The sequence below is a fragment of the Salinicola salarius genome (assembly GCF_003206135.1).
Lineage (GTDB): Bacteria > Pseudomonadota > Gammaproteobacteria > Pseudomonadales > Halomonadaceae > Salinicola > Salinicola salarius.
In genome coordinates, this window is sequence record NZ_PZJT01000002.1 from 33,268 (window position 1) to 54,499 (window position 21,232).

Sequence of the window (21,232 nt, forward strand, 5' to 3'; positions counted from 1 at the left end):
GCCCGTTCGACGGGCAGCGGAACATTTAAATTAGCATGCAAAGCGTTGGCTGCGAAGAGGGCAGAGGCTTCGGATACCGGTCGGCAACCGGGGCCTTCATGCCTCGCCGCTCTCCGCGAGCACGCCTTGCGCCGATCAGGCCTCCGGCGTGACCACCAGCTCGCTCTCGCGGTCCAGCAGATAGCGCGTCAGCAAACCTACCGGGCGGCCGCTGGCGCCTTTCTGCTTGCCGCTGTCCCAGCCGGTGCCGGCGATGTCGAGATGCGCCCACGGATACTTGTCGGCGAAGCGTGACAGGAAGCAGGCGGCGGTGATGCTGCCGGCCGGGCGGCCGCCGATGTTGGCGAGATCGGCAAAGTTGGAGTCCAGCTGTTGCTGGTAGTCGTCCCACAGCGGCATGTGCCACGCCCGATCCCAGGACGCTTCGCCCGCTTCGAGCAGGTCCAGCGCGAGGTCGTCGTCGTTGGAGAACAGGCCGCTGGCATGATCGCCCAGCGCGATGACGCAAGCGCCGGTGAGGGTGGCGATATCGACGACGCTGGCCGGTTCGAAGCGCTCGGCGTAGGTCAGCGCGTCGCACAGCACCAGGCGACCTTCGGCGTCGGTGTTGAGAATCTCGACGGTCAGCCCCTTGAGCGTGGTGACGATATCGCCGGGCTTGATCGCACGGCCATCCGGCATGTTTTCGGCACTGGCGACGATCGCCACGACATTCAGCTTGGGCTGCAGCGCGATCACGCTCTTCATGGTGCCGAAGACGCTGGCGGCGCCGCACATGTCGAACTTCATCTCGTCCATGCCGGCGCCCGGCTTGAGCGAGATACCGCCGGTATCGAAGGTGATGCCCTTGCCGACCAGCACATGGGGCGACTCTTCGGGATCCTCCGCACCCTGATATTTCATCACGATCAGCTTGGAGGGTTCCGCGCTGCCGCGGCCCACCGCCAGCAGCGAGTGGGCGCCCAGCGCTTCCAGCTCGGCCTCGTCGAGAATCTCGACGCTCAGCGAGCCGGCGGACTCTCCGGCCAGGGTCTCGGCCTGCTTGGCCAGGTAGGTCGGGGTACAGATATTGCCTGGTAGATTGCCCAGGGTACGGGCCAGATTGACGCCATCGCCCAGTGCCGCGCCGATACGGGCGCCGGCCTTGGCGTTATCCGCCTGGCTGGCATCGCTGACCAGCAGCTCGACATTGCGCAGCTGCGGCGCCGGTGCTGGCGTCGACTTGCACTCGGTAAAGCGATAGACGGCGCGGGTAGCGGACTCCAGCGTCATCTGCGCGTTCCAGGCCGCGTCGCGATCTTCGACCACGGCATCCGTGAAAGCGACGGCGGCACTGTCGACCGGCAGTTTGGCCAGTGCGGTGAAGGCGGCATCGAGGGCCTTGCGCAGGGCGCCTTCATTGAAGGTTTCCCGCTTGCCCAGCCCCACCAGCAGCAGGCGTTCGGCGGCGAGACCCGGCGCGAACGGAATCAACTGGGCATTGGCGAGTTCCGGGGTGAAATCGCCGCGCTCTACCAGTTGCGCGATCAAGCGTTCGCTGGCGTCATCCAGCTTGGCGGCGGCGGACAGCAGGTCGCCATCCTGAAACAGCGGTACCACCAGGCAGGCTGTCTCGACCTTGGCCGGATTGACGGTCAGTACGGAAAATTCCATGTCGTCTCCAATGAACGATTGAGCGGACAAGCCTGTCGGTAACAAGACAAGCGAGTGGTGATTCAGGATAATGGCGCCAAACCGAGCTGCGCGGCAATGGCAGCGGGCGCTTGAATCGATATCGAGATTCAACTCGAGGACCCGACCCCGTCGCCGCTGACGAAGGCCCGTCGATCCGGCCAGTTTACGCAAAGCCGAAGCGCGTTGCACAAGCCGTATCCGCAGTGAGGGCGTCGGCCTCAACGGCGAGGACGTCCCTTGGCCCGGCAAGGATGGCCGGCGAATCAGGCCGCGGCAGGAAGCCAATTCAGATGTGGATGTTGCCAGGAGTCGAGATTGATCATATTCCGCTATTTGACACGCGAGATTCTGCTGACGATGTCGGCGGTGGCGGGCGTGCTGCTGCTGGTGATCATGGGCAGTCGTTTCATCCGTTACTTTACCGATGCCGCCCAGGGCGAATTGCCTCTCAGCGCACTGGGCACGTTGATGCTCTACCACATGCCCAGCTTCCTCGAGCTGGTGCTGCCGCTCTCGTTCTTCCTGGCGATTCTGCTCGCCTATGGCCAGCTCTATCTCAACAGCGAGATTACCGTGCTGGTCGCCTGCGGCATCAGCCCCAATCGGCTATTGCAGGTCACGCTGCTGCCGGCGGCGTTCATTGCCGTGCTGGTCGGGCTGTGCAGCCTGTGGCTGACCCCGGCCGGCGCCGCCCACAACGAGCGCCTGATCGACGAACAGCAGAGCCGGCTCGACTTTTCGCTGCTGACGCCCGGGCGCTTCCAGGATTTCGGCGACGATCGCACGGCGTATACGCAGGCCCTCACCGATGATCGCTCGCGAATGCAGGATGTGTTCATCAGCGAACGCCAGACCGGCGGCAATGGCCTGCCGCAACAGGTGGTCACGCGGGCCGAAGGCGGTTATCAGACCACCGATCCCGACACCGGCAGCCGCTACCTGGTGCTGGAAAACGGCGAGCGCTACAGCGTCGATCCCGGCAGTGCGGTGGCGGACAAGCTGACATTCGGCAGCTACAGCGTGCGTCTGGCAACCGATGAAACGACTGAGGTCGACCAGGACAGCGAGCTGATGAGCACGCCGGAACTGGTGGCCGAAGGGGGCGACGAGTCCATGGCGCAACTGCAGTGGCGCCTCTCGATGCCGCTGATGATTCCCATCCTGACGCTGCTGGCGCTGCCGTTGTCGCGAGTCAATCCGCGCCAGGGCCGTTTCGCCAAGCTGCTGCCGGCGATTTTTTTGCATATCAGCTATCTCAGCCTGCTGCTGGCAGCCCAGGACGCGATCGCACGGGGAAGCCTGCCGGCGAGTATCGGCATGTGGCCGATTCACGTGGTGTATCTGCTCCTCGGCCTGTTCCTGCTGCGTCGTGACCAGAAGCAGGGAGGCCGCCGCTGATGTTGACCGATCGTCTCGACCGTTACATCGCCCGCAACGTGCTGGGCGCCATGCTGGTCGTCCAGGTCATGGTGCTGGGGCTGGATCTGGTGATCTCCTATATCAACGACCTGGGGGATGTCTCCGGCAACTACACGGCGCTGGACGTGCTGTTCTATCTGATCATGCGCCTGCCGTGGCGATTCTACGAATATGCACCCGTGGCCGTGCTGATCGGCGCGCTGGTCGGCCTGGGCGGCATGGCCTCCAACAACGAACTGACGGTGATGCGGGCCTCCGGGCGTTCGCTGGCCCGGATCCTGCTGGGCGTGCTCAAGCCGCTGGCGCTGGTGATTCTGGTCACCATGGCCATCGGCGAGTTCGTCGGCCCGGCGACCGAGCAGCGTGCCGAAGCGTGGCGGCTGGAACAGTCCGAAGGCTCGGAAGCGGTGCTTTCGCATCGCGGTGGCTGGCAGCGCGAGGGCGACAACTTCTATCGCTTCGGCACGATTCGCGCCGACGATACGCTGATCAACGTCACCCGCTACCGCTTCGATGGCCAGCGACTGGTCGATGCCACCCAGGCGGCGCGGGCCGTGTGGAATGGTGAGGCCTGGACGCTGGAAGACGTCGAGATCACCCACTTCGAAGACGGCAGGACGCGTGCCGAGACGCTACCCACCCAGACCTGGGAAACGGCGCTGACGCCATCGCAGTTGAATCGCCTGCTGCGGCCGCTGGACAGCCAGCCGATGAGCAGCCTGTGGCGGTACGCCGACTACCTGCAGTCCCAGGGGCAGGAAGCGACCCAGCCGTTGCTCTATTTCTGGCAGAAGAGCCTGCTGCCGGTCACGCTGGCCGGTCTGGTGCTGCTTGCCGCCTCGTTCGTGTTTGGCCCCTTGCGCAGCGTGGCGGCAGGGACGCGAATCTTCTACGGCGTCATCGTCGGGCTGACCTTCAAGTACCTGCAGGATCTGCTGGCGCCGGCATCGGTGCTGTTCGGCTTTTCCCCCGCGCTGGCGGTGGTCGTGCCGACGGTGACCTGCTATCTGCTGGGCATCTGGCTATTGCGCCGTACCGGCTGAGAACCTGTCTGCGATCTGCTGCGCCTCGTTTGGCTGTGGCCCGCTGGATCGCAAACGGATTCCGACAGGCCTCGTAAGCAGTGCGGATCACCGAAGCGCCGCGACCCGAAAGGGCGCGGCGTTTTTGCGTCTGGAGAGACCGCCTGGACTCCAGGTACGGGAGACGCTGGCCGAAGCAGAAAAGGGGGCCGGGTGATGAAAGCGAGATGATTGTGATTCCGGGTTGAAATTGCCTATGCGAATCATTTAAATTTGCTATCACATTACCAGTGAGGCCTGCCCGTGTACGTCTGTCTCTGTGTAGGGGTTACCGACCGCGATATCGAAAATGCCGTTTCCGACGGCGCCCGCAGCTGGCGCGAAGTCCGCGAGGCGACCGGCTGTGCCGGCCAGTGTGGCAAGTGCGCCTGTACGGGCAAGAGCGTCATGCGCGAGGCCATCAGCCAGGAACTGACGATGGATCTCGATCTCGCCTACGCGGTATAAGCTGGATTACGAGTGCTTACTTATGCTGGCTTCGGGCTAAATAATCGTGAACGCCGAGCGTTGGTCGATATTCGTCTTTGCAGCTCGCAGCTCGCAGCTCGCAGCTCGTAACTTTCAGACGCAAGTCGTTATCAGCCGCGTTTCCATCTGCCAACGGCTTGCAGATGAGATCTTGTCGTAACCTACTGTAATAGTTGTCATTTATTCTCTCGCTGAGCGATACTGCCTCTATCGGATCGACGCTGCCGATTGTGGTAGCGTGGTCCAGACGGGAGAGCGTGGCCGGAACGTGCCTCCCCATCGCCAGAGACCAATCACTCGATGCGAATCGCTCGAGGCAATGAGGAGAATACGACAATGAAAGGCGACGCCAAGGTCATTTCCTATCTCAACACCGTGCTCGGCAACGAGCTGGTCGCGATCAACCAGTACTTTCTGCACAGCAAGATGTACAAGGACTGGGGCTTGAGCGTGCTGGCCAAGTGGGAGTACGAAGAATCCATCGAAGAGATGCAGCACGCCGACAGGCTGATCGAGCGCATCCTGTTCCTGGAAGGCATTCCCAACCTGCAGGATCTGGGCAAGCTGAACATCGGCGAGAACTGCCAGGAGATGCTCGAGAGCGATCTCAAGATCGAGCACAAGGCTCGCGCCGACCTGCAGGAAGCGATTCCCTACTGCGAATCCGTCCGCGACTACGTCAGCCGCGATCTGTTCATCAAGATCCTCGACGACGAAGAAGAGCACATCGACAAGCTCGAAGCGGAACTGGGCCTGATCGACAAGGTCGGCATCCAGAACTATCTGCAGAAGCACATGTTCACGACGGACAAGGAGTGAGGCGCGACGCCTGATCAGGCACGCACCCACGCAAAAGCCCCGATGTCACCGGACATCGGGGCTTTTTTGCTGTGGACCGCCGATTTTTCCGGCTCAGCCCAGCTCGTTGACCAGCAGTGCCTCGACGGCCTCGATGCGCTGGGTCAGCGTCTCGTCGTCGGCCGCGAGCACCGTGATGTGACCGATCTTGCGGCCGGGGCGGGGCGCCTTGCCGTAATCGTGCCAGCGGGTGCCGGGCAGGGCGAGCACGGCGTCGCGATCCGGGAAGGCGCCGATCACGTTGAGCATCGCACACGGCGCCAGGCGTGCGGTCTCGCCCAGCGGCAGCCCGGCGATCGCGCGGACGTGGTTCTCGAACTGGCTGGTCACCGCGCCTTCGATGCTCCAGTGGCCGGAGTTATGCACTCGCGGGGCGATCTCGTTGGCGAGCAGCCCCGCCGCGGTGACGAAGAACTCGAACGCCATCACGCCGACATAGTCGAGCTCGTTCATCACCCGGCTGGCGTAGTCTTCCGCCTGTGCCTGCAGCGGATGGGAAACCTGCGGCACCGAGCAGTGCAGGATGCCCTGGCGATGCTCGTTGCGCACCACCGGCCAGTGGCGGATCTCGCCGTCACGGCCGCGCACGGCGATCACCGAGATCTCGTGATCGAAATCGATGAAGCCCTCGAGAATCAGCGGCACGCCGCCCAGCTCGTCGAACGTCCCGGCGACATCTTCCGGCGCGCGCAGCACCTTCTGGCCCTTGCCGTCGTAGCCCATCGTGCGGGTCTTGATCACCACCGGCAGGCCGATCTCGTCCACCGCGGTGTCGATATCGGCCTGGCTGTCGATCCGGGCAATCGGCGGCACGTCGATATCCAGCGAGCGGAACAGCGACTTCTCGAGCCAGCGATCCCGTGCCGTCGCCAGCGCCGAGGCGGGCGGATAGGCCGGGCGTTGTTCGGCCAGACGCTCGACGGCTTCGGCCGGGACGTTCTCGAATTCGAAGGTGATCGCGTCGCAGGTCGCGGTCAGCGTACTCAGCGCCTGGGCATCCTGCCAGTCGGCCTGCAGATGCTCGCCGTGAACCGCCGCGCACGGCTCGCTACCCGGATCGAGAAAGGTGAAACGCAGATCCAGCGGCGCGCCCGCCTGGGCAAGCATGCGCCCCAGTTGGCCGCCACCGACGATTCCGATACGCATAGTCACTCCTGGTCTTCGGGTCGAGGGTCGGGATTGTCGAGCACCTGCTGCGTCTGCTCGGCGCGGAAGGCTTCCAACGCCTCGCGGATGCGCTCGTCGTGGTTGGCCAGCATGGCGGCGGCGAGCAGGGCGGCGTTGATCGCGCCGGCACGGCCGATCGCCAGCGTCGCGGTGGGAATGCCGGCCGGCATCTGCACGATGGAAAGCAGCGAATCGACCCCGGAAAGGGTGCTCGACTTCACCGGCACGCCGAGCACCGGCAGCCGCGTCTTGGCGGCGCACATGCCCGGCAGGTGGGCGGCGCCGCCGGCACCGGCGATGATCACTTCCAGGCCCCGGTCGGCGGCGGTTTCGGCGTACTCGAACAGCAGATCCGGCGTGCGGTGGGCGGAGACCACCCTGGTTTCATGCTCGATACCCAGCTTTTCCAGGGTCTCGACGGTATGGCAGAGAGTCGACCAGTCCGACTTCGAGCCCATGATCACGCCGACGCGTACGCTCATGCTTCCTCCCGTGGGAAATGGTTCGCCGGTCCTTGGTAGGGGGTTATCGGACCGTCGTTTGGAAAGCAGCGAATTGTACGGGAATACGGTTAATCGATCAGCCGTAAAATCTTTCCTGCAGGAAACGGTAATCTTGCAGACCGCATTCAGCGGAACGCCTTTTCCAGGGCAAACCGGGCCACCGGCTCGTCGCTGACGCTGACCTGCTCGCAGAACATGGCGAGCGGGCGCACCCACAGGCCATAGTCGCCGTAGAGCGCCCGGTAGACCACCAGCCACTCCTCGGTTTCGCTGTGCTGGGCCACGTCCAGCACCTCGTAGAGCTGGCCCTTGTAGTGGCGATAGATGCCCGGCACGGGCTTGTGCTGTTCACTCATGAGGAGGTCTCCCGGGTAGCGGCCGGCGCTGTCGTTGATGTTGTTGGCGTTGACGTTGGCGTTGACGTCGTTGAGGTCGTCGTCGCTGTGTTCGATGCCTTTGACGTCGTTGCCGAGGTGGCGGCCGATGTCTGTGCGTCGTCGGCCGCGCGTCTGTCTTTATCGGCGAGCCGGGTCAGCACACGGCCGGCCGCGACGAAACCGAAAGTGCCGGTGACCACGCTCACCGCGCCGAAGCCGGCAGCGCAGTCGAGCCGCGTGGCCTGGCCCGGCGCCGGCTTCTGCAGGCAGACCTCGCCATCGTCGCCGGGGTAGACCAGCTGTTCGTCGGAGTAGACGCATTCGACGCCGAAGCGGCGCTTGGGATTGCGCGAGAAGCCGTGATCCCGGCGCAGCTTCGAGCGCACCTTGGCCAGCAGCGGATCGTGCTCGGTGCGGCTGAGATCGGCCACGCGCACGCGGGTCGGATCGCTCTGGCCGCCGGCGCCGCCGGTTACCGTGATCGGCAGCTTGCGCCGGTTGCAGTAGTGGATCAGCGCCGCCTTGGCGCCGACGTGGTCGATGGCGTCGATCACATGATCGGCATCGGCCGGAATCCGCTCGGCCAGATTGGTCGGCGTGATGAAGGCCGCATCGGCGTGGATCTCGATACCCGGCCAGATGGCGCGGCAGCGCTCCGCCAGTACCTCGACCTTGGGCCTGCCGATCTGGCCGTCCAGCGCATGGAGCTGTCGATTGACGTTGGAAACGCAGACATCGTCCAGGTCGATCAGGGTCAGCTTGCCGATACCGGAGCGTGCCAGCGCCTCGGCGCTCCAGCTGCCGACGCCGCCGACGCCGATCACCACGACATGCGCGCGGCGGAACGCATTGGCCGCACGGGTGCCGTAGAGACGCCGGATGCCGCCAAAGCGGAAATCGTAGTCGTCGCTGCCGGCATCAACGCTGCCAGCGCCGGAAGAGCTGTCGTGGATCATGGAATCCTCGCTCATGGGTTTCGATCGCCGGGTTTCGATTACCGGTTTTTGATCACTGGATTTCGACCATGGCTCTCGATCAAGGAGTCTCGATCAAGGGCTCTCGATCAAGGGCTCTCGATCAAGGGCTCTCGATCAAGGGCTCTCGATCAAGGAGTCTCGATCAAGGAATGGCGTCAATCGGTTCGGTCCGGGCCGCGCTCGCGGCGGGTGTCGTCCAGCGGGCGCCATTCTGCGTCAGATGCGCCTCCCAGCCGAACCGGGCCAGCAAGGCGGAAAAATGGTCGTCGGGGGCGGCTTCCAGTCTCAGCTGGCGGGCCTCGAACGGGTGGCGAAACTCCAGCGCCACCGCCGACAGCAACAGGTGCGGGCAGTCCAGACGATCGCGAAAGTAGCGATTGTGAATGCCCTTGCCATGCTTGGCATCGCCGATGATCGGGTGGCCGCAGCGCGCCAGATGACGCCGGATCTGATGGCGCCGGCCCGTCTCCGGCCGTGCCTCCATCAGCGAATAGCGCGACTGCGGATAGCGATCGATCGCCACCGGAATCTCCGCCGTCGCCAGCCGCCGGAAGTGGGTCAGCGCCGGGTGGGCGGGCATCTCCGCCTTGGGCCGGATGCCATCTTCCTCGCGCAGGGGCGCATCGACACTCACCGTCTCCGGCCCCCAGCCGCGAACCACGGCCAGATAGCGCTTGTTCACCCGATGTTCGGTGAACGCCCGGGTCAGCGCGGCGGCGGCGTCGCTGTCCAGCGCGAACAGCAGCACGCCGCCGGTGGGGCGGTCCAGACGATGCACCGGAAAGACATGCTGGCCGATCTGGTCGCGCATCGTCTGCATCACGAACCGGGTTTCCCCGCGGGCCAGCGCCGTGCGATGCACCAGCATGCCGGGCGGCTTGGCGACGGCGATCAGGCGCGCATCGCGGTAGATCACCGGCAGCGGCCCAAGGCGCTCGGTTGGGGTAAGCGGCACGGTCATGGCACTGGCCTGGGTAAACGAACAGGGCGCTATTGTCGGGGCTGGCGAAGGCGATCTCAAGGGGCTGACCGAGTGCCCGGATGTCCGACGCATGCTAGCCTCGGAAACAGTGAAGCAGCGAACATCAGGAAGCCTGTCGCCATGAGTGATACCCGTTCCCCGCATCTGGTCGTGCTGACCGGCGCCGGCATCAGCGCCGAAAGCGGCCTCAAGACCTTTCGCGATGGCGATGGCCTGTGGGAAAACCATCGCATCGAGGATGTCGCCACCCCGGAAGCCTGGGCGCGCGACCCCGAAACCGTGCTGCGCTTCTACGACGAGCGCCGCGAGCAGACCCGCCGGGCACGGCCTAACGCCGCGCATCAGGCGCTGGCCGAACTAGAGGCCGCGGGATTCAGGGTCAGCGTGGTCACCCAGAACATCGACGACCTGCACGAACGCGCCGGCTCGCGCCACGTGCTGCACCTGCATGGCGAGATCCTGCTGGCGCGCTCCTCGGTCGATGCCAATCTGCGCTACCCGTTGAGCGACCCCGCGACCCGGGGCCGGATCGCGCTGGGCGATCTGTGCGACAAGGGCAGCCAGCTGCGCCCGGACGTGGTCTGGTTCGGCGAAGCCGTGCCGCGCTATGCCGAGGCCTGCGATATCGTCGCCGGGGCCGACGCGCTGCTGGTCGTCGGCACCTCGCTGGCGGTCATGCCCGCCGCCTTGCTGCTGGAGCAGGCACCGTTCGATGCGCCATGCTGGCTGGTCGACCCCCACGCCCGCGATCTGGCGCCGCCGGGCGTCAGCCCGATCGCCGAACCGGCCAGCCGCGGCGTGCCGGCGCTGGTAGCGCGCTGGCGAGAGCAGGGCGGCTTTGCCGATTGATCTTCCCGCGACGTCCATGTTCCGTGGTGTCCATGTTCTGTGACGCCGCGTCGCTTTCTGCCTTTTGTTTCCTTTTGCCTCCTTTTGCCTATTTAGTCGCGGCACACGCTGCGGCAAAATAGCGCGCCCGGTCGATGCCGGATCCGCTGCCGTTTCCGGATCGACCCCAACAGAGCCGCTCGAGCGGCCCCGGTTCGCCAGTCGGCGAGCCAGACTATCTCGCTAGGACACATCATCATGTTTGAACGCATCAACCGGTTGTTCCCGGTCTGGGCCGTCTTGCTGGCCGTCGTCGCCGCCTTCGCGCCGGAGCTCTTCGTCGGGCTGAAGGCGGATATCAAGACACTGCTCGTGGTGATCATGTTCGCCATGGGCCTGACATTGACCCGCGAAGACTTCGCCCGCGTGATCAAGGCGCCCAAGCCGATCGCCGTCGGTGTCATCCTGCAGTTTCTGATCATGCCGGTCGCCGCGCTGCTGGTTTCGCGCGTGCTGGGGCTGGGCCCGGAGCTGACCACCGGGATGATCCTGGTCGGCGCCACTGCGGGCGGCACCTCTTCCAACGTCATGACCTGGCTTGCCGGCGGCCACGTCGCACTGTCGGTGTCGATGACCATGGTTTCCACCGTGATCTCGGTCGTCGCCACGCCGTTCATCACCTGGCTGCTGGTCGGCCAGAGCATCGGCGTGCCGGTTCTCGGCATGCTGATGAGCATCGCGCAACTGGTCATCGCACCGATCGCGCTGGGTGTCATCGTCCATCACCTGCTGGGCGCGCGCATCCGCAAGATCGAATCGGCACTGGCGACGCTCGCCATGGCCGCCATCGTGCTGATCATCGCCATCGTGGTCGCGCTCAACGCCGGCAACCTGGCAACGCTGGGGCCGATCGTGGCGATCGCCGTCATCGCCCACAACGGTATCGGCCTCGCCGCCGGCTACTGGCTGAGCCGTGCGCTGGGCTTCGACATTCGCACTGCGCGCACCATCGCCTTCGAGGTCGGCCTGCAGAATTCCGGCCTGGCGGTCACGCTCGCCAACCAGTTCTTCACCGCCGGCGCCGCGCTGCCGGGGGCGCTGTTCTCGGTCTGGCACAACGTCTCCGGCTCCCTGCTTGCGGGTTACTGGAAACAGCGCGGCATCCCCGCCCGCAGCGCCACGTCGGAAACGAGCGAAAGCACCAGCCGCTGAGATTGATACAGATATTGTCTTAATTCCGGGGCTAGGAAAGCGGGGCGGAGTGCTAGAATGCGCGCGCCCCGCTTTTTCGTAGGCCGGAGAGAGCCGATCCATGCGTGATGATGCCGAACTGACGACCGAATCCTGGTCGCTGAGCGAGACCGAATTCCCGAATGCTGACGCCCTGCGCGACATGGCTGGCGGAGACGCGACCCCGCCGCGCCGCGAATTCAAGGCTCGGGGCAGCTTCGTCGAACGCTGCGACGGCTGCCGCCTGCCGGTGCTCAACTGCCTCTGCCCGTTCCGCGTGACCGCGACCAGCGACGCCCGGGTATGGCTGCTGACGCACCCCTACGAGCACAACAAGCCCACCAACACCGGGCGCCTGATCGCCGATGTGCTGCCACAGACCCAGACCTTCACCTGGTATCGCACCGCGCCGGAGGCACGGCTGCTCGAGCTGCTGGCGGACCGACGTTACGTGCCGTTCGTGGTCTTCCCCGACGACCAGCCGGACTACCAGCATCGCGTGGTCGACGAGCGTGCCGTGATCGTCGCCAAGCAGGATGGCTTCATTCCCGTCTTCATCCTGATCGACGGCACCTGGCGTCAGGCGCGGCGGATCTTCCGCAAGAGCCCGTACCTGGAAAACCTGCCGGTGCTGCCGCTCCACACGGATCGGCTGACACGTTACCGGCTGCGCAAGCCGGCCTCCGCCTCGCATCTCTGTACCGCCGAGGTCGCCGCCGAGCTGCTGCGCAATACCGGCGACGTCACCGCCGCCAACGTGCTCGACGACTACTTCGACGCCTTCAACGAGAGCTACGCCGCGAGCCGCTTCTATCACAAGATCGAGAAGCCCAACGCCGCCATGCAGCGCCTGCTCGAACGTCGCGCCTTCGGTGCCGCTTTCTCCTGAATCCGGTTGCCATCGCCGCTTTCCGATACGCCTCGCCCATCGGCGAGGCCGCTTCTGGCAGGGTAGGAGCGATGAAGGGCCGATCTCTTCCGTCTGGTGCGCCGCATTTCGGCGCCGGTGCATTTCAGCGCCGGTGCATTCCCAGCGCCGACGGCCTCGCATAAACGGCCCCGGTAATGTTATCGTCTGCGCCGTGCGCCCGAATAGCTCAATTGGATAGAGTACCGGCCTTCGAAGCCGTGGGTTGCAGGTTCGAGTCCTGCTTCGGGCGCCATTTCGATTGATTTCGAATATCCCGCCTTACTCAACCGTGCATCACTACTGATCCTTGCGGCTCGGCCTATAGAGCCAATTCCGCATGTCATCGGTTCCCCGACTCACGCTACCAATTTCTCGACCATCAAGATGATCGAGTGAATCACCTTGATATGGATCTCCTGGATACGGTCGGCGTAGCCGAAGTGAGGAACCCGAATTTCCACGTCGGCGAGACCCGCCAATTTGCCGCCATCCTTGCCGGTCAGCAGTATGACGTTCATGTTCTGGGCTCGGGCGGCTTCGACAGCCTTGATGATGGTCTCGGAGTTGCCCGAGGTGGAAAGGCCGAACAGCACGTCTCCTTGCCTGCCCACGGCTTCGACATAGCGCGAGAACACATATTCGTAGCCGAAGTCATTGGCAACGCAGGAGAGGTGGCTGGGATCGGAAATGGCGATGGCGGGCAGGCCCCGGCGGTCATCACGGAAGCGCCCGGTGAGCTCTTCGGCGAAATGCATGGCGTCGCAGTGAGAACCGCCATTGCCGCAGGCGAGAACCTTGCCACCGGCTTTGAAGCGTGCCGCCAACAGCTCCGCCGCCTGAGCGACCGCTTCCAACTGGGCTTCATCCTGACTGAAGCGGGAAAGCACGTCGGCGGCTTCGTTCATCTGGTCTCGTACGATCTCTTTCAATTCCACGGAGGCTTCCTTTGGGCTGGCATTGCTGACGAGGATAGCAAGCCTAAACACCCGAGGCCCTCGATGCGGTAATGCAGCGCCTGGGATAGTCATTCGTCATCTTGTCAGCCTGAGGTGAGCGCCGCACACTCTCGAGTTCCCGCGAGCCCACCTTCAGCATGGATACCCCGTGACTTTCGAGACGATTCTGATCATCGCCTGTGCCTATTTCGTGGCCGCCTTCGTCAAAGGGGCGACGGGCCTTGGGTTCTCGACATCCGCGTTGCCCATCCTCGCGCTTGGCCTGGGCCTGAAATCCGCCATGCCGCTGGTCATCATTCCCTCGCTGGTCAGCAATGCCCTCGTTATGCGGCAGGCAGGGTACTTCGGCGAGACGATCCGGCGCTTCTGGCCCATGTTCCTCGCTACTATTCCGGGCTTGCTGCTGGGCCTCGCCGTGCTGGATCTTATCGACAGCCTCATTGCCGGAGCGGTACTGGGCGTGGTCCTGATCAGCTACGGGGCTTTTACGCTGTTTCGCCCAGGGCGGCCGATGTCGGAGAGCCTGGGCCGGAAGCTCGCGCCAGTCTCGGGCTTTCTCACGGGGCTGGTCAATGGCATGACCGGATCCCAAGTAATGCCGGTGCTGCCGTTCCTGCTCGCGCTCCAGCTCGATCCCAAGCGGTTCATCCAGGCGATCAACATCTCCTTCAGCCTGTCGAGCATCATCATGGCGGTGGGCCTGGCGAAGCTCGGCCTCATGACGGTCGAATCGATCTGGATCTCGCTGCTGGGGCTGATACCCGTCTATGCCGGCACCCGAATCGGCGGCATCGTGCGCCAGCGGATGGACGCCGCCACGTTCCGCCAAGTGGTCCTGCTGATGCTGATCGCCTTCGGCGTGGTGCTGGTCAGCAAGACCGCCCTAGCTTAGTGCTTGGCTCTAGAGGGCCGACATCGACTCGATAGCCCCCGACGGCCATAGGCTCCCCATCTGCGCGCAGGCAAACGCCTATCCCATTCCCGCTACGCTCGACGCTATCGGCCAAGCCGGGGTAGGGCGAGAAGTGCTCAAGCATGGCCATCCATAAGCCGATAGGGAAAGAAAGGTTCCCGAGTCGACCCGAGGAAGCCGGAATGTTCCAAGAACGTCACAGGTTAGGCGGTTGTGGCCACTCCAGGGCGCTGGATGCCCCCGGCTGCGCCCTTCACCGCCGGCGCGCTGTCGACTCCCCGCCCCGCCTGCGCGCTAAATGGGTCGGTTTTGATGCAGCGTTGCAGATGGCTCCAAGCCGCGCCAGCACTGGGGCGGCGGGCAGTTTTGTAGCCCTAGAAAATCATGCGGAATGTTGCGTTTTGCAGTCCACTCGACGAAAGGCGGGAGGCGTTGGATAGAGAAGGGAAACGAAATGTGTCAGATTGATACGAAAGGTATTCCTGAGAGGGGTTGAGAGGTCTACCAGGTTCCGCACGAGGGGGCGTGCAGGAAAAGGCCGCAGGATTGTTTGGTAATGTTAAACAGCAATCTTTAATCAGCATTCACGTTAAGATCAGGCGGTTAAGGTGGCGGCAGAAGAATGTCAAACGCGCGCGCTTGTTCTAGTGAAAAGACGCGCCTTCTACCTAATAATTGTTACATGATTACAACCTTAAACATCCAGTTCCAATTAAATAAGTGTTGGCTATGAATGACGAAGCAATTAAAAATCTATTGACCAATGTTGAGTCTTTAGTAAATCACACTTGTCACTTCACGTTTGATTTAACCAAGCCAGAGGGCAAAACCCACAAAGGCGTATGCATAAACTATACAGACTTGCAGGAAAGAAGAAATGATTTTCTAAGGGAGTTGAAAAACACGGTATGTAGTTGGGTTTATGGCAAAGAAAAATACAGCACTCTTTTTCAAAAAGAACTAGCGAAAAGAGGCCATGACTATCAAAATGCTTCATCTCATATAGATAGTTTGGCACGAGACAAATTCAGGAAGGGAATTCCACAAGGTCAATTTGGTGAATTATTGTTATTCAATTTTCTGCAATATTTTTTCAAAGCTCCTGCCTTGTTAAGAAAAATGCCTTTGACTACTAGTAGAGGTCACGAGCGTTTTGGAGCCGATGCAATTCATTACAGGAAAATCGATGGAGAAAACATTATTTTCATCGGAGAATCCAAAGCATATAGGTCAAATTATAGATTTAAACAAGCATTTGCCGAATCTCTCAGCAGCATAGTTGACGCTTACGGCTCTTTACAGGAAGAGTTGTTATTATATACATATGATGACTTCATTGACCCACAACTACAAGATATCGCTGAGAAACTTAAAGATGGCGAGCTAGAGAATGTAAGATATGAACTTGTCTGCTTAATCTCTTATAATGAGTTAAAAAGTCCTCTTGCTAAATGTGAAAAAGAAATAAAAAAAAGATAGAAACCATAATTAATGAAAGATTTTCATCATTAGGTTTGGATGTAACGAAAGATATAAGTCGGACATTGATTGAAAGAGTTCACTATATCGTGTTTCCTTTTTGGGATTTTGATGGGATGTTGGAAGGTTTTGATTCATGACTAATATATCCTACTCACAAAAAGAGATTGTAAATAATCTTTTAAAGGTTGAGCATAAAAATTATGCAGCCACCCTGGGGCTGGTCGATGCTCCTACAATTCATCTTGAGAGAAAGGAGTTGGCAGAAGCCATATCGGTCGTTGATAGGCTATCGAGAAATGATCAAGAGTTTGCAAAGCGAGTTGCAATATTGACGATTGCTTTATCTTGGGAATACTCAAACAAGGATTACAAAGACTCTTTACGAGAAATATTTGTCACAGCATTGACTCGGATGGGTATAGCTCCATCAACAGTGTTAGTTGATGAAGGCTACAAAAATGAAGGCATCTACAGTCCATTTGGTAGTTACATCAGTAAACTTTCAGTTATTGCAAATCAATTAAAATATGAAGTTGATATTTACGACAAGACTTACCTGTTAACAGATTTCCAGAAGAACGTTTGGGACTCTATTGACACCAACAAAGTTGTTTGCATATCAGCTCCAACGTCAGCTGGAAAATCATTTTCAATATACTTAAAAATTATCCAAAAGCTGACGCAGGAATATAAAAGCGTAGTGTATGTTGTTCCTACAATAAGTCTTGTAAATCAAGTAACAAAAGACCTTTCAAACTTGGTGAAAGAATTTAATTTTCGTGACGTAGAAATATATACTCACATTCAAGAAAAACAGCCAGAAAAGTATATATATGTGTTAACGCAAGAGAGAGCTATATCAGGGTTCAGTGAAGAAGCTCATTTCCAAAATCTAGACATGCTAATTGTAGATGAAGTTCAAAATATTGAACGTGTTGCGAATGATGGTGATCAAAGATCAAAAATATTATATGACTTTCTAAAGGAAATAAAGCATCACACCAATACGAAAAGAATTATTCTAAGTGGGCCTAGGCTAAAAAACGTAGGAAATCTCGGGTTTGATATATTTGATCAAGTCTCATATCAGGCAGAAACGAAAGTACCACCAGTAGTCAACATTACTTATTCAGTGTCAAAATGCAAGGGGAGGTTCTATTTCAATCAATACAGTGATATTTCCGAAGAGCCAAGTTCTATTATTATTCAGCACAATGAACAGATTAAAGGCTTAGGGGGTACACTATATAACGACAATTTTCACAGCTATCTAGATTTTATAATCGGCCGCATAAAAAACAAAAGTAATTTGATATTTTCACCAACCGCTAACCAAGCACGAAAGACTGCCATTTACTTGGCTAATAATGCACCTGTTGAAAATAGAGAGCAAGTTGAGTCGCTGGCTGAATATATTGCAGAGTTCGTTCATAAAGACTATGACTTGGTTGGGCTAGTGCGGCATGGAGTCGCTTATCATACTGGCAAACTTCCACTTCATATTCGCTCTGCTATCGAAGACTCATTTTCAAGTGGTATTGTAAATAACATTGTTTGTACTACTACATTGATGCAGGGTGTTAATTTCCCGGCTTCAAACATAATTGTAAGGAACCCATATCTTTTTACCAGGAGAATAAAAGATAGAGAAAATGTTAAGTTGTCGAACTATGAGTTTTCAAACTTACGGGGGCGAGCAGGAAGGCTTCTTAAAGAGTTTATTGGTAGGACAATCGTGCTCGATGAATCTTCGTTTGAAATAGAACAAGAGAACGAAGCTCTTTTTGAATTCACCGAAAAAGAACTAAGTACGGGCTACAGTGAGTACTACGAGAGATTTAGAGAAAATATAGATAGTGCGATTGGAAACGACGCTTTTGTAGAAGATGGCAAAGAGAAGTATCTCGTCACATATATAAGGCAAACTATATATAGGCATGGGGAGAACAGTTATGCTCGCCTGCAAGAAGTAGGTATAAATATGAGTAGAGAGCAAATACAAAAAAATATAAAGACTCTAGATTCCTTGAGTGTTCCACCTAGTGTTGTATATAAGAATAGGTATTGGGACCCATATGATCTTGAAGTCATGTATCAGAGGCTGAAAAATAACATGATTGTTAAGTTGCCGGACAATATATGGCATAGAAATACTCTTAATTCTTTAAAAAGCGCAGCTATAACACTCTCTCAAATTATGCCTTATTACTTTAACCGGTATATCTCCAATCCAACGAAAGATAGTGAGCAACTAGGTAAGTATATCTGGAGCATTTGTAAATATGCTACAGATTGGGGGAGAGAAAAGCTCCTTAGAGATATATTAAGGGAACGTGATTTTACCGATGATGCTAGTGATCAAATAGATAATGCAGTGAAAATCATCACATCCAAAGTGTGTTTTGGTTTGCCTATGCTACTTAAGCCATTATCGGATATGTCTGAAGGTGAGAACTCCATACTAAGTGTTATTGAGAATGGAGCTCACACTAAGGTAACTAAATACCTTATCGCAAAAGGAATCCCAAGGGATACTGCTATATATATTAAGCAAACTGCCCTGGCAGATATTGATCAAGAAGAGCCTGACCACCGTCAAATACAGAAAAAAATCTCAGATTTAAGAGGTCATGTTTCACCTTGGATATTCAGTCAGATCGAAAGTGCAGGCATGTAACAGGTAAATTCAGGTGACGCCCTTGGCGCGCCTGATTTAGCTATTAGATCAGCGCCGACTCCACGTCTGGTACTGATCGTAAGCTGCCTCGAAGCCAGCTGCCGTGCCGCAGGAGGAAGCAGCCGCCGATTGCAACCGATGGTATAGAGAATGGTATACAACTTTGCTTTCGTGGCGATCTATGCCTCTGAGATCAATAGGTTATATAGTTTTAATGATCCTGCTTCGGGCGACAATCCGGCCACGCTACCATGTGCTGCCTAACGAACGACTATCTACTTTCGATAACCGCCTACAAGGAAACGACATGGAGTGGGATTTCCTGCTGGTGTTCCTGCCAGCCTGCTTCGCGCTGAACATGGCGTTCGGCCCCAACAATTTGCTGGCGACAACGAACGCGGCTCGTGTCGGGCCGCTGAAGGCGATCATCGCTTCGTCGGGGCGGATCGCTGCGTTCACTCCCATGATTGCCATCGCGGGCGTCGGCCTGGGCACGTTGCTGACGACTTCCATGTGGTTTTTCATCGTCGTGAAGTGGGCGGGGGCGCTGTACCTGGCATGGCTCGGGCTCAAGCTGCTGATGAGCAAGCCGCAGTCGGCGATCATCGAAGGCGGGCAGCCCCAGTCGATGCGTTCGCTGATCCGTCAGGAATTTCTGGTGGCGGCCGGCAATCCCAAGGCGATCCTGATCTTTACTGCGTTCCTGCCGCAGTTCGTGGTGCCCGAACACTATGCCTTGAGCTTCATCATTACAGGTGCGCTGTTTCTGGTCATGGAAGTCGTGGCGATCGCGATCTATGCCGTGCTGGGCAGCAAGATCGGCCGTTATCTGCGCAATGGCAAGGCGATGCAGTGGTTCAACCGCGTCAGTGGTGCGCTGATGGTCGTCTTCAGCATCGGCTTGCTGGCGATGAAGCGGCCAGCTGGCTGAGATCGCCTCCTGCGGCCTTCTCGATGCCCGGCCATGGCGGCGAACGGCGCCCGTATGCCGCTTGTGGTTCAGCGTCGCGCCCCGGCTCCGGGCTTATTCGGGCTTAGGCGAAAGGCTGCGATGGCATCTTTTTGGTTTTCGATGAACATAGCTGTTGACTAACACCTGACGAGAGCGCAGACTGGCGATCAGTTGGTTAGCAAGTCGCATATTGTCAGTTGCACTCGAATCATTCGGTAGCCTGGTTATATCCCCTTGTTTTACCCACTATCTCGGGTAGCACCCGGCAATCGTAATTACGCGCTAAGCGCATAAGGAATTCGGAACATGGCAACTGGCACAGTTAAGTGGTTCAACGACACTAAAGGCTTTGGCTTCATTTCTCCGGCAGACGGTGGCGACGACCTGTTCGCACACTTCTCCGAGATCCAGGCTGACGGCTTCAAGTCTCTGCAGGACGGTCAGGAAGTTTCTTTCGACGTCACTCAGGGCAAGAAAGGTCTTCAGGCTGCTAACATCAAGCCGCTCTAAGACTTCCGGTAGATCCTTCGCCCTAGGGCGATAGAGCTTCCAGCACCAAGGCCCGCTAACGCGGGCCTTGGTGTTTTCGCGTGCGTGAAATGTGGCATTCACATGAAGCGAGTCAGCCGATCACTCGGCTGGCTCGTTGTCGTTGGGGAAGGCTCGGCTCAGCTCTGGCGGCGCGATGCGATGCTGCCGAACCGGCGCTTGAACTGCGCGGCGCGGCCTTCGGTGCCGACTTCGCGCTGCTTGCCGGTATAGAACGGGTGGGAGGCAGAGGAGATATCGAGGTGAACGAGAGGGTAGGTGTTGCCATCTTCCCACTCGATGGTTTCCGTCGATGTCATGGTCGAGCCAATCTTGAAGTATTGATTGACGCTGGTGTCGTGGAAGATGACCTGGCGATAGTCGGGATGGATGCCTGCTTTCATGGAATTCTCCTTTCGATCGATTCGGTAATGTTATTACATAACATTCGTTAGAGCAAATTGGCGGTTTCACCAGTAGGCACGGTCGGGCGCGTTTGTGCGAAACGGGGCGTGATCCGCTATCATCGCGTCTCCTCCCAGCAGCCAGACAGCCATCGTTCATGCATAACCTCTACATTCCCGTCATTGCGATTCTGGCGGCTTTTGCCATTATCTTCGGTGGTCAGGCCATCTCGGATAGCCACGTCGACGATGACATCAAGTCATTGCTTTCAAAGCAACTTGGCGTCGACAGCGAGATCGAGTTGCAGGCAATGAAAGAGGTTCAGAAGGGCTATGGCGTGTGCGGCCTTTACCAGATCGCCGATCAGGACCAATCCTTCGCGCCTTTCTACTATAGCAAGGTCAACGAGCGCGTGACGCTGGACGCCGAATCCGAGCGGTATCGGCGTCACTGCGGTGACTGAGGAAGAATTTTCAAATCTGCTGAAATCGGTCGATGCGTTCGCGAATCGCGTTCTCGGGGCCGATGAGATTCTGAAGATCGGCTTCGGTCAGCCCGATGTCCTGGTGGCCTCGAGCAATCGAGGTGTAGTTTTCCCCTTCACGAATGGCTTCTTCGACCAGTAGCGAAAGTTCCTTGCGATCATGCAGCGAGGCCGGATCGTAGCCCTGGCGCGCACGCTGGAACTGATTGGCCTGTTCTCGACGACAGCGCTGCAGCAGACTCTCGGTGATGAATGGTGTGCTTTTCATGAACCGTACCCCCTCGGCGGCGAAATTCCTCCTGAGAGTAGAACCGATTCGAAGAGCGTCACCATTGCCATTTTGGTGTAGATGCGATGCCG

Annotated in this window: 22 protein-coding genes and 1 tRNA gene; 14 read left to right on the forward strand and 9 right to left on the reverse strand. The window is 58.5% G+C overall.

Translation table 11 applies throughout. The annotated features are described in order from the left end of the window. Nucleotides 1-135: 135 nt before the first annotated feature. Complete coding sequence (locus tag DOM32_RS01330; RefSeq protein WP_110630539.1) at nt 136-1,653, reverse strand: leucyl aminopeptidase; 1,518 nt, start codon at nt 1,651-1,653, stop codon at nt 136-138. A gap of 336 nt (nt 1,654-1,989) precedes the next feature. Between DOM32_RS01330 and lptF the strand changes: the two genes are divergently transcribed. The 4 genes from lptF (at nt 1,990) to bfr (ending at nt 5,462) form a co-directional block, all read left to right on the forward strand. Then, nucleotides 1,990-3,072 carry an LPS export ABC transporter permease LptF gene (lptF, locus tag DOM32_RS01335; protein WP_110630541.1) on the forward strand — a complete coding sequence of 361 codons (1,083 nt, stop codon included), beginning with the start codon at nt 1,990-1,992 and terminating at the stop codon, nt 3,070-3,072. Then, nucleotides 3,072-4,136, forward strand: a complete 1,065-nt coding sequence (lptG, locus tag DOM32_RS01340) for an LPS export ABC transporter permease LptG (RefSeq protein ID WP_110630543.1) — start codon at nt 3,072-3,074, stop codon at nt 4,134-4,136. Before lptF ends, lptG begins: the two co-directional genes overlap by 1 nt. Before the next feature lie 282 nt (nt 4,137-4,418). Beyond that, nucleotides 4,419-4,622, forward strand: coding sequence for a (2Fe-2S)-binding protein (locus DOM32_RS01345; protein WP_110630545.1), 204 nt, complete (start codon nt 4,419-4,421; stop codon nt 4,620-4,622). A 357-nt stretch (nt 4,623-4,979) separates the two neighbouring features. Then, nucleotides 4,980-5,462: a bacterioferritin gene (gene bfr, locus DOM32_RS01350; RefSeq protein ID WP_071229957.1), complete on the forward strand. Its 483-nt coding sequence runs from the start codon at nt 4,980-4,982 to the stop codon at nt 5,460-5,462. 93 nt (nt 5,463-5,555) lie between these two features. Here the strand turns inward: bfr and DOM32_RS01355 are convergent, their stop codons facing one another. From DOM32_RS01355 to DOM32_RS01375, 5 genes are all read right to left on the reverse strand, one after another. Next, complete coding sequence (locus DOM32_RS01355; RefSeq protein ID WP_110630547.1) at nt 5,556-6,647, reverse strand: 5-(carboxyamino)imidazole ribonucleotide synthase; 1,092 nt, start codon at nt 6,645-6,647, stop codon at nt 5,556-5,558. Between the two features lie 2 nt (nt 6,648-6,649). After that, entirely contained in the window at nt 6,650-7,150 is a 501-nt protein-coding gene (gene purE, locus DOM32_RS01360; protein ID WP_087719950.1) for a 5-(carboxyamino)imidazole ribonucleotide mutase, read from the reverse strand. Between the two features lie 146 nt (nt 7,151-7,296). Continuing rightward, the gene (locus DOM32_RS01365) at nt 7,297-7,527 is read right to left on the reverse strand and encodes a DUF1653 domain-containing protein (RefSeq protein WP_071229954.1); all 231 of its coding nucleotides are present in this window, start codon (nt 7,525-7,527) and stop codon (nt 7,297-7,299) included. Then, the gene (tcdA, locus tag DOM32_RS01370; RefSeq protein ID WP_110631105.1) at nt 7,524-8,504 is read right to left on the reverse strand and encodes a tRNA cyclic N6-threonylcarbamoyladenosine(37) synthase TcdA; all 981 of its coding nucleotides are present in this window, start codon (nt 8,502-8,504) and stop codon (nt 7,524-7,526) included. Before tcdA ends, DOM32_RS01365 begins: the two co-directional genes overlap by 4 nt. Before the next feature lie 163 nt (nt 8,505-8,667). After that, nucleotides 8,668-9,486, reverse strand: coding sequence for a pseudouridine synthase (locus DOM32_RS01375; protein ID WP_110630548.1), 819 nt, complete (start codon nt 9,484-9,486; stop codon nt 8,668-8,670). Between the two features lie 141 nt (nt 9,487-9,627). On the opposite strand from DOM32_RS01375, the gene DOM32_RS01380 reads away from it, so the two are divergent. The 4 genes from DOM32_RS01380 to DOM32_RS01395 all read left to right on the forward strand — a co-directional run bounded on the left by DOM32_RS01380 (nt 9,628) and on the right by DOM32_RS01395 (nt 12,728). After that, complete coding sequence (locus DOM32_RS01380) at nt 9,628-10,356, forward strand: SIR2 family NAD-dependent protein deacylase (RefSeq protein WP_110630550.1); 729 nt, start codon at nt 9,628-9,630, stop codon at nt 10,354-10,356. Nucleotides 10,357-10,593: 237 nt separating this feature from the next. Then, on the forward strand, nt 10,594-11,547 hold the full coding sequence (locus DOM32_RS01385; protein ID WP_110630552.1) for a bile acid:sodium symporter family protein: 954 nt from the start codon (nt 10,594-10,596) through the stop codon (nt 11,545-11,547). Nucleotides 11,548-11,728: 181 nt separating this feature from the next. Further along, nucleotides 11,729-12,454 (forward strand): tRNA-uridine aminocarboxypropyltransferase, encoded by a 726-nt coding sequence (locus DOM32_RS01390; RefSeq protein ID WP_110631108.1) that lies wholly within the window; start codon nt 11,729-11,731, stop codon nt 12,452-12,454. Nucleotides 12,455-12,651: 197 nt separating this feature from the next. Further along, nucleotides 12,652-12,728 (forward strand) — tRNA-Arg (locus tag DOM32_RS01395). Between the two features lie 103 nt (nt 12,729-12,831). Here DOM32_RS01395 and lpcA read toward each other — a convergent pair. Continuing rightward, nucleotides 12,832-13,461: a D-sedoheptulose 7-phosphate isomerase gene (lpcA, locus tag DOM32_RS01400; RefSeq protein ID WP_338095093.1), complete on the reverse strand. Its 630-nt coding sequence runs from the start codon at nt 13,459-13,461 to the stop codon at nt 12,832-12,834. A gap of 118 nt (nt 13,462-13,579) precedes the next feature. Between lpcA and DOM32_RS01405 the strand changes: the two genes are divergently transcribed. The 5 genes from DOM32_RS01405 (at nt 13,580) to DOM32_RS01425 (ending at nt 19,965) form a co-directional block, all read left to right on the forward strand. After that, entirely contained in the window at nt 13,580-14,323 is a 744-nt protein-coding gene (locus DOM32_RS01405; protein WP_110630556.1) for a sulfite exporter TauE/SafE family protein, read from the forward strand. A 750-nt stretch (nt 14,324-15,073) separates the two neighbouring features. Then, on the forward strand, nt 15,074-15,823 hold the full coding sequence (locus tag DOM32_RS01410; RefSeq protein WP_157956999.1) for a HamA C-terminal domain-containing protein: 750 nt from the start codon (nt 15,074-15,076) through the stop codon (nt 15,821-15,823). A 136-nt stretch (nt 15,824-15,959) separates the two neighbouring features. Next, complete coding sequence (locus DOM32_RS01415) at nt 15,960-18,503, forward strand: DEAD/DEAH box helicase (RefSeq protein ID WP_110630561.1); 2,544 nt, start codon at nt 15,960-15,962, stop codon at nt 18,501-18,503. A gap of 307 nt (nt 18,504-18,810) precedes the next feature. Further along, nucleotides 18,811-19,434, forward strand: coding sequence for a LysE family translocator (locus tag DOM32_RS01420; protein WP_110630563.1), 624 nt, complete (start codon nt 18,811-18,813; stop codon nt 19,432-19,434). Between the two features lie 327 nt (nt 19,435-19,761). After that, entirely contained in the window at nt 19,762-19,965 is a 204-nt protein-coding gene (locus tag DOM32_RS01425) for a cold-shock protein (RefSeq protein ID WP_071229947.1), read from the forward strand. 158 nt (nt 19,966-20,123) lie between these two features. Here the strand turns inward: DOM32_RS01425 and DOM32_RS01430 are convergent, their stop codons facing one another. After that, nucleotides 20,124-20,387, reverse strand: coding sequence for a type B 50S ribosomal protein L31 (locus DOM32_RS01430; RefSeq protein ID WP_071229946.1), 264 nt, complete (start codon nt 20,385-20,387; stop codon nt 20,124-20,126). 158 nt (nt 20,388-20,545) lie between these two features. Here DOM32_RS01430 and DOM32_RS01435 point away from each other — a divergent pair, with 158 nt between their 5' ends. Further along, nucleotides 20,546-20,851, forward strand: coding sequence for a hypothetical protein (locus DOM32_RS01435; RefSeq protein WP_110630565.1), 306 nt, complete (start codon nt 20,546-20,548; stop codon nt 20,849-20,851). A 10-nt stretch (nt 20,852-20,861) separates the two neighbouring features. On the opposite strand, the gene DOM32_RS01440 is transcribed toward DOM32_RS01435, so the two are convergent. Beyond that, entirely contained in the window at nt 20,862-21,140 is a 279-nt protein-coding gene (locus tag DOM32_RS01440; RefSeq protein ID WP_071229944.1) for a hypothetical protein, read from the reverse strand. Nucleotides 21,141-21,232: the final 92 nt, after the last annotated feature.

Bases quoted from the DNA above. Each gene is read 5' to 3' on its own strand.
- bfr (WP_071229957.1), top strand. From the start codon at position 4,980: ATGAAAGGCGACGCCAAGGTCATTTCCTATCTCAACACCGTGCTCGGC.
- tcdA (WP_110631105.1), bottom strand. From the start codon at position 8,504: ATGATCCACGACAGCTCTTCCGGCGCTGGCAGCGTTGATGCCGGCAGC.
- DOM32_RS01420 (WP_110630563.1), top strand. From the start codon at position 18,811: ATGGAGTGGGATTTCCTGCTGGTGTTCCTGCCAGCCTGCTTCGCGCTG.
- DOM32_RS01365 (WP_071229954.1), bottom strand. From the start codon at position 7,527: ATGAGTGAACAGCACAAGCCCGTGCCGGGCATCTATCGCCACTACAAG.
- DOM32_RS01375 (WP_110630548.1), bottom strand. From the start codon at position 9,486: ATGACCGTGCCGCTTACCCCAACCGAGCGCCTTGGGCCGCTGCCGGTG.
- DOM32_RS01415 (WP_110630561.1), top strand. From the start codon at position 15,960: ATGACTAATATATCCTACTCACAAAAAGAGATTGTAAATAATCTTTTA.
- DOM32_RS01435 (WP_110630565.1), top strand. From the start codon at position 20,546: ATGCATAACCTCTACATTCCCGTCATTGCGATTCTGGCGGCTTTTGCC.
- DOM32_RS01425 (WP_071229947.1), top strand. From the start codon at position 19,762: ATGGCAACTGGCACAGTTAAGTGGTTCAACGACACTAAAGGCTTTGGC.
- lptG (WP_110630543.1), top strand. From the start codon at position 3,072: ATGTTGACCGATCGTCTCGACCGTTACATCGCCCGCAACGTGCTGGGC.
- DOM32_RS01385 (WP_110630552.1), top strand. From the start codon at position 10,594: ATGTTTGAACGCATCAACCGGTTGTTCCCGGTCTGGGCCGTCTTGCTG.
- DOM32_RS01380 (WP_110630550.1), top strand. From the start codon at position 9,628: ATGAGTGATACCCGTTCCCCGCATCTGGTCGTGCTGACCGGCGCCGGC.
- DOM32_RS01430 (WP_071229946.1), bottom strand. From the start codon at position 20,387: ATGAAAGCAGGCATCCATCCCGACTATCGCCAGGTCATCTTCCACGAC.
- DOM32_RS01440 (WP_071229944.1), bottom strand. From the start codon at position 21,140: ATGAAAAGCACACCATTCATCACCGAGAGTCTGCTGCAGCGCTGTCGT.
- DOM32_RS01355 (WP_110630547.1), bottom strand. From the start codon at position 6,647: ATGCGTATCGGAATCGTCGGTGGCGGCCAACTGGGGCGCATGCTTGCC.
- DOM32_RS01330 (WP_110630539.1), bottom strand. From the start codon at position 1,653: ATGGAATTTTCCGTACTGACCGTCAATCCGGCCAAGGTCGAGACAGCC.
- DOM32_RS01410 (WP_157956999.1), top strand. From the start codon at position 15,074: ATGAATGACGAAGCAATTAAAAATCTATTGACCAATGTTGAGTCTTTA.
- purE (WP_087719950.1), bottom strand. From the start codon at position 7,150: ATGAGCGTACGCGTCGGCGTGATCATGGGCTCGAAGTCGGACTGGTCG.
- DOM32_RS01390 (WP_110631108.1), top strand. From the start codon at position 11,729: ATGGCTGGCGGAGACGCGACCCCGCCGCGCCGCGAATTCAAGGCTCGG.